The organism is Polynucleobacter sp. 35-46-11 (genome assembly GCF_002281105.1).
The window spans coordinates 690-8,974 of sequence record NZ_NCFJ01000082.1 but is presented as its reverse complement, the minus strand read 5'-3'; the positions used below and the strand labels follow the sequence as shown (position 1 = coordinate 8,974).

The window sequence follows — 8,285 nt, the reverse complement described above, 5'->3', positions numbered from 1 at the left end:
AGATTACTGGGACCAACAAGGTTGCGCCCTATTGCAACCTATTGACCTTGAGGTCGGTGCCGGTACATCTCATACAGCCACTTTCTTGAGGGCCATTGGTCCTGAACCATGGAAAGCGGCTTACGTCCAACCTTCTCGTAGACCAAAAGATGGTCGCTACGGAGAAAATCCAAACCGTTTGCAGCACTACTACCAGTACCAGGTAGTGCTGAAACCAGCGCCGGAAAATATTCTTGAGCTCTACTTAGGCTCGCTTGCTGCTTTAGGTCTTGATCTTCAAAAAAACGATGTTCGCTTTGTTGAGGACGATTGGGAAAACCCAACCCTGGGTGCGTGGGGCTTAGGATGGGAAGTTTGGCTTAACGGCATGGAAGTAACTCAGTTCACTTATTTCCAGCAAGTGGGTGGCATTGATTGCAAACCTGTTTTAGGCGAAATCACCTACGGCATTGAGCGCTTAGCGATGTACATCCAAAATTGCTCCAACGTATATGACCTCGTTTGGGCCGACGGCATCTCTTATGGCGACGTGTATCACCAGAATGAAGTAGAGCAATCTTGCTACAACTTTGAACACTCCAATACCGACCTCTTGTTTGCAAACTTCACCAATTACGAGAGTGAAGCCAAGCGTTTGATGGAAGTACCTTTAGCCTTACCCGCTTATGAAATGGTGCTCAAGGCTGGACACACCTTTAACTTACTGGATGCGCGCGGCGCTATTTCAGTGACTGAGCGTGCTGCTTATATCGGACGCATCCGTAACCTATCTCGTGCAGTAGCGCAGGCTTACTTTGAGTCTCGTGAGAAGTTAGGTTTCCCGATGTGCCAACGTCAATCCAAAGCCTAATCAGCTCGATCTAATTATGAGTACACCGAATTCCCTCTCTCAATCAGACAATCTTCTGATTGAAGTATTTACAGAAGAGTTGCCACCAAAATCATTACGCCGCTTAGGTGACGCCTTCAGTGATGGTATTTATTCCACGCTTAAGTCCGCCGGCCTCTTAAGTGAAAATTCTGTTGCTACTGGCTTCGCTACACCGCGCCGCCTTGCTGTTCAAGTTACGAATGTCTTGAGCCAAGCGCCAGACTATCCAGTACGCGAAAAATTACTGCCAATCAGCATTGCTTTTGATGCTGAAGGCAAAGCTACTGCGCCCCTACAAAAGAAATTAGCCTCTTTGGGTTACGCTGATATCGATCTCTCCACCCTGGAAAAATCAGGTGAAGGAAAAAATGAAGCGCTATATCTCAATGTTGTCGCTAAAGGCGCAGCATTAGAGCAGACTGCCCAACAGGCGCTTGAGCAAACACTCAGCAAATTACCCATCGCCAAAATGATGCACTATCAAGTGCTACAAAAAAATGGTGAATTAGCAGACGTTGAGTTTGCTCGACCTGCACACCGCATCATTGCGCTGCATGGTAAACAAGTCCTTAATATCAGCGCACTAGGAATTGATGCAGCCAATCAAACCGAAGGTCATCGCTTTTTAGCTCCTGGTCTTATTACGATCGCCTCCGCAGATCAGTATGAATCCGATCTCAGCACTAATGCCAAAGTATTGCCAAGCTTTGATAAGCGTCGTGCATTTATCGAATCTGCATTATTAAAAGCTGCTGGTACTGATTTAGTATTAATGCCAGATAGCCTATTAGATGAAGTAACCGCTTTGGTTGAGTGGCCAGCAATTTATGAATGTCATTTTGATCAAGAGTTCTTGGAGGTTCCTCAAGAGTGCTTGATTCTGACGATGCAGACCAATCAAAAATACTTTGCATTGACTGATAAGCAAGGCAAGTTATGCAATCGCTTCCTCATTGTTTCTAATATCGAGACTGATAAGCCAGAAGCGATTATTTCTGGTAACGAACGTGTGGTGCGCCCGCGCCTATCCGACGCGCGCTTTTTCTTCCAACAAGATCAAAAGCGTCCGTTAGCATCCCGTGTGGCTGATCTTGGAAAAGTGGTTTATCACAATCAGCTTGGCAATCAATTGGATCGCACTAAGCGTGTTCAAGGAATTGCAGTAGGTATTGCCAAAGCCTTATCAGCTAATGAGGCCTTAGCAAGTCGCGCCGCTGAAATTGCTAAAACCGATTTACTAACCGATATGGTTGGCGAGTTCCCAGAGCTTCAAGGCATCATGGGTCGCTACTATGCAACGCATGATGGCGAAGATGCCGAAGTCGCGTCCGCTTGCAGCGAACACTACATGCCCCGCTTTGCTGGTGATGCATTGCCACAAACTCAAATCGGCACCATCCTTGCTATTGCGGACAAGCTAGAGACATTAGTCGGCATTTGGGGTGTTGGTCTTGCACCGACAGGTGACAAGGACCCATATGCCTTGCGTCGACACGCTTTAGGTATTTGCCGTCTTTTGTCAGAGAAGAACCTGAGCCTTAGCCTGCCTGAATTAATTGAACTGGCTCGTAAACAATTCCCACAAAAAGATGTTCAAGAAAAAGCTAAGGGCGAAGATATTTACGCCTTCATCATTGATCGTCTGCGCGCTTACTTACGCGACCAATCAGTTGCTGGCAAGCCATTTACCACCGAAGAGATTGAGGCTGTATTAAGTCAGTCACCCGCTCAACTCAATGATTTAATTGATCGCTTATCTGCATTGCGTGAATTTAATGCCTTAGCGGAAGCTGCTCAGTTAGCAGCTGCCAATAAACGCATCAGCAATATTCTCAAAAAGAATGTAACTGCTATACCGGCGGCTTGTTCCGGCAAGCTCTTACAAGTTCCTGCTGAAAGCGCGCTCTATCAGGCGCTTGAGAAACTCACCCCAACACTGAGTACCGCCTATGAGCAGCGTCAGTTCGTAGATCTATTGAAGGCACTCGTAGCTCTCAGCGCCCCGATTGATCAATTCTTTGCCGATGTGATGGTGATGGATCCAAATCCAGAGCTACGTGATAACCGACTAGCTCTCCTGCAACAACTTCACCAGAAAATGAATCTCATTGCCGATCTCGGCAAATTAGCATGAGCATCAGCTCTTCTAAACTCATCATTCTGGATCGCGATGGTGTGATCAATGAAGATCGAGATGATTATGTGAAGTCGAGTGATGAGTGGATTCCTTTGCCGGGTAGTCTTGAGGCAATTGCACTACTCAATCAAGCCGGCTACCAAATTGCCGTAGCGACGAATCAGTCTGGCTTGGCAAGAGGTTATTTCAACATTAATGATCTTCATGTCATGCATGGCAAGATGGACAAACTCCTCAAACCCTTGGGTGGTCATATCGACAGCATTTTCTTTTGCCCTCATACCGATGCCAATGCGTGCGATTGCCGCAAGCCTTTACCGGGAATGATGAAAGAAATTGCACTACGTTATAAAAAAAATCATAGCGACAGTCCTTTACTGGGGGTACCAATTGTTGGCGATTCCTTGCGCGATCTTCTAGCAGGCATTGCCTTGGGCGCTAGCCCGCATTTAGTCTTAACCGGCAAAGGTAATAAAACCTTGGAAAAGGGTGGCCTCCCTGAGGGGACACAGATTCATGCAGATTTGATGGCATTTGCGACCGCACTCCTGCAAGATAAGGTTTAATAGAAACATGATTTTTATTCGCTCAGCCCTATTTACACTCTTCTTGCTGATATTTACGCCGATCTGGTCAGTCCTCTGCATTCTCGTTTTTCCTATCCTGAATCCTGAGAACCGCTATCGCTTCATCGGCCTGTGGAATAAGGTCGTGATCTGGATTTTGCAATCTCTCTGTGGCATTCGTTACGAGATTCGTGGCATGGAAAACATGATGGCGGTTTTGGATAAACCGGTTGTTGTACTGAGCAAACATCAGTCTGCCTACGAAACTATTTTTTATATTGCTAAGCTTCCTAAGCAAGTCTGCTTCGTTTTCAAAAGAGAATTACTTTGGATCCCTTTCTTTGGCTGGGCTTTGGCTTTGCTCAAGATGATTCACATCAATCGCAATAGCAAAGAAACTGCCGCCCTCTCTGTGGTTGGTCAAGGCAAAAAGCGTTTGAGTGAAGGTAAGTGGATTTTGTTATTTCCAGAGGGTACTAGAACGCCGACCGGATCTCACCAGCCATATAGCAAAGGTGGCGCGAGACTGGCGAGCGCTACTGAGGCACTGGTAATTCCAATTGCTCATAATGCGGGTCGATGCTGGCCCAAGAATAGCTTTCTAAAGCAACCTGGAACAGTCATCTTCTCAATCGGACCTGCCATCACCTCCGTCGGAAAAACAGGCGGACAACTGCATCAAGAAGTTGAGAAATGGATTGAGGCTGAAATGCGCGTGATTGATCCTAGCGCTTACCAGCAAAACTAGAAACTTAGTGGGCTAAAGTTTTAGCCCACTCAATATAGCGCTCCACCGGAATATCCTGAGCACGCGCTTTTAATTCAGATTCAGATAAAGAGAGTCGATCTGCAAAAGCCGATAGATTGGTGCGTAGCATTTTTCTTCTCTGAGAAAACGCTGCGGCCACGACTTTTTCCAAGGTATGCCACTGCGGATCACTTAAGTTGAAATCCCGTCGCGGAATCATGCGTACGACCGCTGAATTGACTTTGGGTTGTGGGTCGAAAGCTTCGGGCGGGACTTCTAAAACTTGCTCCATATCGTAGCGAGCTTGCAACATGACGGATAGTCGACTGAACTCAGAACCGCCAGCCTTAGAGACCATACGCTCAACCACTTCAGCTTGGAGCATGAATACCTGCTCATCAATCGCATGGGCAGCAGAAACAAGATGAAAGAGTAATGGGGAGGAAATGTTGTAAGGCAAGTTACCAACTACCTTACACAGGCCACTATTAGCTGGACGCGAGTTTGCCCATTCGAGGAAATCAAACTTGAGTGCATCTCCCTCGATGACATTGAGGCCCTTGAGATTCTCTTGATTCCAGTACGAGACTAAGTCTCGATCAATCTCTAGAAGGTCTAAATGATCTAGGTTATTTAATAAAGGTATTGTCAGTGCGCCAAGGCCGGGACCGATCTCAATCACATGCATATTTTCACTAGGATTGATCGCAGCAATAATGGAGTAAATTACTCCAGAATCCTGCAGAAAATTTTGGCCAAATCGTTTACGAGCGCGATGCGTCATGTTTTTAAATTCTTTTTGCTCTTGATATTTACTGCCAATTGATAGGCAAGTCGCAAAGCCTCCAACATGCTACCTGAGTCAGCTAAACCCTTACCAGCAAGGTCTAGAGCTGTGCCATGATCTACTGAAGTCCGGATAACCGGCAAGCCTAAGGTGACATTCACTCCACCACCAAAGCTCACAAACTTAAAAGGCGCCAGACCCTGATCGTGATACATCGCAATAAACGCATCTACGCTATCTAAGGCTTTAGCATCAAACATCGTATCACCAGGATAAGGGCCGCTCACCTGAATGCCTAGATCTTTAGCAGCTTTGATAGCAGGTTCAATGACATCAATTTCTTCACGACCGAGGTAGCCTGATTCACCTGCATGAGGATTAAGTCCTGCCACCCGAATCACAGGCTTAGCAATGCTAAATTTTGTCCGCAAGTCCTGATCGACAATCTGAATCGTTTCCAAAAGATGCTGTTGATTTAACGCTCCGGGAACTTCTCTCAAAGGTAAATGGGTTGTAACTAAAGCCACTCGGAGGTCGCGACTTTTCTGCAAACCTAAAAAACCTGATGGTAATGTTGCGCATAACATCATGACAACATGCTCTTGATGGCAAAGCTGAGCTAGATATTCAGTATGTCCAGTAAATAAGTCGTCACTTGAAACATTGCCTTCGTTGATAACACTCTTTTGTATAGGCGCGGTTATCATCGCATCAAAACGGCCTTCAAGACATCCCTTAACGGCAGCATCCAGAATATTCAGGACATACTGAGCATTTTTAGGATTGAGCTGACCTGCAATTGCTGGGGTAGCTAAGGCGATTGATTCCACCTGCAGGCGGTTCGATAACTCTTGAGGAATCTTAGTCGCCGGAATCAAGCTGGGGTCAGCAAGCAAAGTAATCGTGCTTGCGGGCTGCTGCTGCAAGAAGGCTAAAGCAGCTGCAAGAGAAACCTCTGGACCAAGCCCTGCGGGCTCTCCAGAACTAATGACTAAATTAACGAGGGCTGGCTGCTGGATCATCTGCGTTAATGATCTTCACCGTAGCGGTGTCGCGTAATTCACGTAACCAATCTTGATAAGCCTGTTCGAACTTACGCTCACGGATTGCTGCGCGGGCAAATTGACGCTGCTTCTCCAGAGTTAATTGTGCTTCACGACGCTCGAGCACCTGAATCAAATGCCAACCAAACTCGGTCTTCACTGGGTTACTCACTTCACCAATTTGCAAGCGATTCATTGCTTGATCAAACTCAGGAACTAAATCGCCAGGACCCATCCAACCTAGATTTCCACCGTTAGCAGCAGATCCATCTTCAGAATACTTTTTAGCCAGTTCGCCAAAATCAGCAGTCTTTGCGCGAACCTGGTCTCGATAGCCGGCGAGGCGTCTTTCAGCATCCTGATCCGTTAAACCAGCACGACTGCGCAATAAGATATGGCGAGACAAGGTCTGCGTCACCATAATGTTTTGTGGGGTAGTTGTAACTTCTTGGGGAAAAGCTTGCTGCGGCTCAGGGGCACCAGCAGCTAAGGCGCGACGATCAAGAACCTTGAGTACGTGATAGCCAGCTGGGCTTCTTACTACTGCATTAGCAAGTTGCCCGCTACCTGTATTTCTCACAGCCTCATAAAATAATTGCGGCAAGCGATCTGGTGTACGGTAACCTAATTCTTGAAACTTAATTTTTGGATTGTCTTTTGCAGCCATTGCACCCAGCTGCAAAAAATCGACATCACCACGCGCTTCTCGCAATAAAGATTCTGCTTGCTTCTTTGCTGCAGCCTGAGCACCAGCACCTGCACTCGCATCTACTGGAATAAAAATCTGAGCTACATCTATTTCCTCTGGCTCACCTTTAGCGGCTGGAGTAGATCGTGCCGCCCTTCCTCCACCAGCTACTTCACGATTGCGGTCAGTAATGAAATTATCGACTTCTGCATCAGAAATCTTAATCTTGCCTTCTACCTCGCGCTCGCGATAGCGACTAATGATTACATCATCACGCAACATTTCACGATACCGATCATAGGTGCTACCAGTCGCAGCAATTTTTACTTTCAGTTCAGCAACTGTTAATTTATTCTTAGCTGCTATATCACCAATAATCTTATCGAGTTCCTTGTTGCTAACTGCAACACCTTCTTGCTCAGCATTTTGCAGTTGGATCTTTTCGACAATCAGACGCTCGAGCACGGTCTTACGTAAAGTCGCTGCGTCAGGAAGTTTGGTTCCCTGCTTTTGTAAGGCCGTAATGCGATCATCAATCTCTTTACGCGTCACGTAGCCTGTATTTACGACCGCTGCAACACCATCAATATTACGAATTTTGCTATCAGCCGCAGTCTTTGAGCCATCTTGTGCAAGCGCGAACTGAGTCATAAGAGCAGTGCCAGCCAAAATCATGGCTGCAAGGGCTTGGTTAAATCGATTCCTACGCATCATTGATAGTTCTCGTATATTGAAGGTGGTATAGGCTTGGAAGTAGGCATATATCCAGGAACATTTAGCTTCATGATATCAACTGGATTACTACCAGCGCTACCAAATCCCCTAAATTCTATTTGGAATAAAACCTGGGTAGTGGTTATTTGTGAGGTATTGAGCATTTGAGAGTAAGCACCGCGTAAGGTCCAGCAATCGCGCATCCACTCTAAACCCACTAAAGTGTTAAGCGTTTTAGTTGTTAACGCGTCATAACCCCATCGACCCAATGCTGAAACCTCTCGGGTGAGAGGCCACTGCCCAGATATATTGTATTGATCAGTAGTCGTCTGAGCTAGTGTGCCCAGCGTATTATTTTGCACTGAAGCCTGTGTTGGAGGGCTCCAAACGTTTCTATACCCAAAATTCAAATTTCTACCAGGCGTAGGACGCCAGCTTCCACCAACGGTTGTCTGAACCAATTTATTTAACTGGGTGTTGTACTGCCCAAACATATCTGCACTAAAGTTACCTAGCAGGCGCACAGACGCTGAGCCCAAGGTATCGGAGTAGGTTGTTGGATTGGCAATGTTTCCATTAAGGCCAACTCGCTGCCCCGAAAATGCTTGGCGCTGTGCAAGGGTTACGTTAGCTCGCTCTGCGCCAGTATTAGCCTCAATCATCCGACTAGTTAAGCCACCAGTCAGCTTATTGTTATCCGCAATACGGTCATTACCAATAAATGTATTTTC

Annotated in this window: 8 protein-coding genes; 4 read left to right on the top strand and 4 right to left on the bottom strand. The window is 46.5% G+C overall.

Annotation, left to right across the window (positions count from 1 at the left end; all coding sequences use genetic code 11):
* The 4 genes from glyQ to B7Y67_RS07915 all read left to right on the top strand — a co-directional run.
* Nucleotides 1-850, top strand: an 850-nt coding sequence (gene glyQ, locus B7Y67_RS07930; RefSeq protein ID WP_293598174.1) for a glycine--tRNA ligase subunit alpha, incomplete at its 5' end; no start/stop codon positions are given.
* A 16-nt stretch (nucleotides 851-866) separates the two neighbouring features.
* A complete protein-coding gene (gene glyS / locus B7Y67_RS07925; protein ID WP_293598173.1) occupies nucleotides 867-3,005 on the top strand; it encodes a glycine--tRNA ligase subunit beta in 2,139 nt (712 codons plus the stop codon).
* Entirely contained in the window at nucleotides 3,002-3,574 is a 573-nt protein-coding gene (gene gmhB, locus B7Y67_RS07920) for a D-glycero-beta-D-manno-heptose 1,7-bisphosphate 7-phosphatase (RefSeq protein WP_293598172.1), read from the top strand. The genes glyS and gmhB overlap by 4 nt, the downstream gene beginning before the upstream one ends.
* 7 nt (nucleotides 3,575-3,581) lie before the next feature.
* Nucleotides 3,582-4,322 (top strand): 1-acyl-sn-glycerol-3-phosphate acyltransferase, encoded by a 741-nt coding sequence (locus B7Y67_RS07915; RefSeq protein ID WP_293598171.1) that lies wholly within the window; start codon nucleotides 3,582-3,584, stop codon nucleotides 4,320-4,322.
* 4 nt (nucleotides 4,323-4,326) lie between these two features.
* On the opposite strand, the gene rsmA is transcribed toward B7Y67_RS07915, so the two are convergent.
* From rsmA to B7Y67_RS07895, 4 genes are all read right to left on the bottom strand, one after another.
* Nucleotides 4,327-5,106, bottom strand: a complete 780-nt coding sequence (rsmA, locus tag B7Y67_RS07910) for a 16S rRNA (adenine(1518)-N(6)/adenine(1519)-N(6))-dimethyltransferase RsmA (RefSeq protein ID WP_293598170.1) — start codon at nucleotides 5,104-5,106, stop codon at nucleotides 4,327-4,329.
* On the bottom strand, nucleotides 5,103-6,131 hold the full coding sequence (pdxA, locus tag B7Y67_RS07905) for a 4-hydroxythreonine-4-phosphate dehydrogenase PdxA (RefSeq protein ID WP_293598169.1): 1,029 nt from the start codon (nucleotides 6,129-6,131) through the stop codon (nucleotides 5,103-5,105). Before pdxA ends, rsmA begins: the two co-directional genes overlap by 4 nt.
* Entirely contained in the window at nucleotides 6,106-7,554 is a 1,449-nt protein-coding gene (locus tag B7Y67_RS07900; RefSeq protein WP_293598168.1) for a peptidylprolyl isomerase, read from the bottom strand. The genes pdxA and B7Y67_RS07900 overlap by 26 nt, the downstream gene beginning before the upstream one ends.
* Nucleotides 7,551-8,285: LPS assembly protein LptD (locus tag B7Y67_RS07895; protein WP_293598167.1), on the bottom strand; the 735-nt coding region annotated here is incomplete at its 5' end. The genes B7Y67_RS07895 and B7Y67_RS07900, both read right to left, overlap by 4 nt.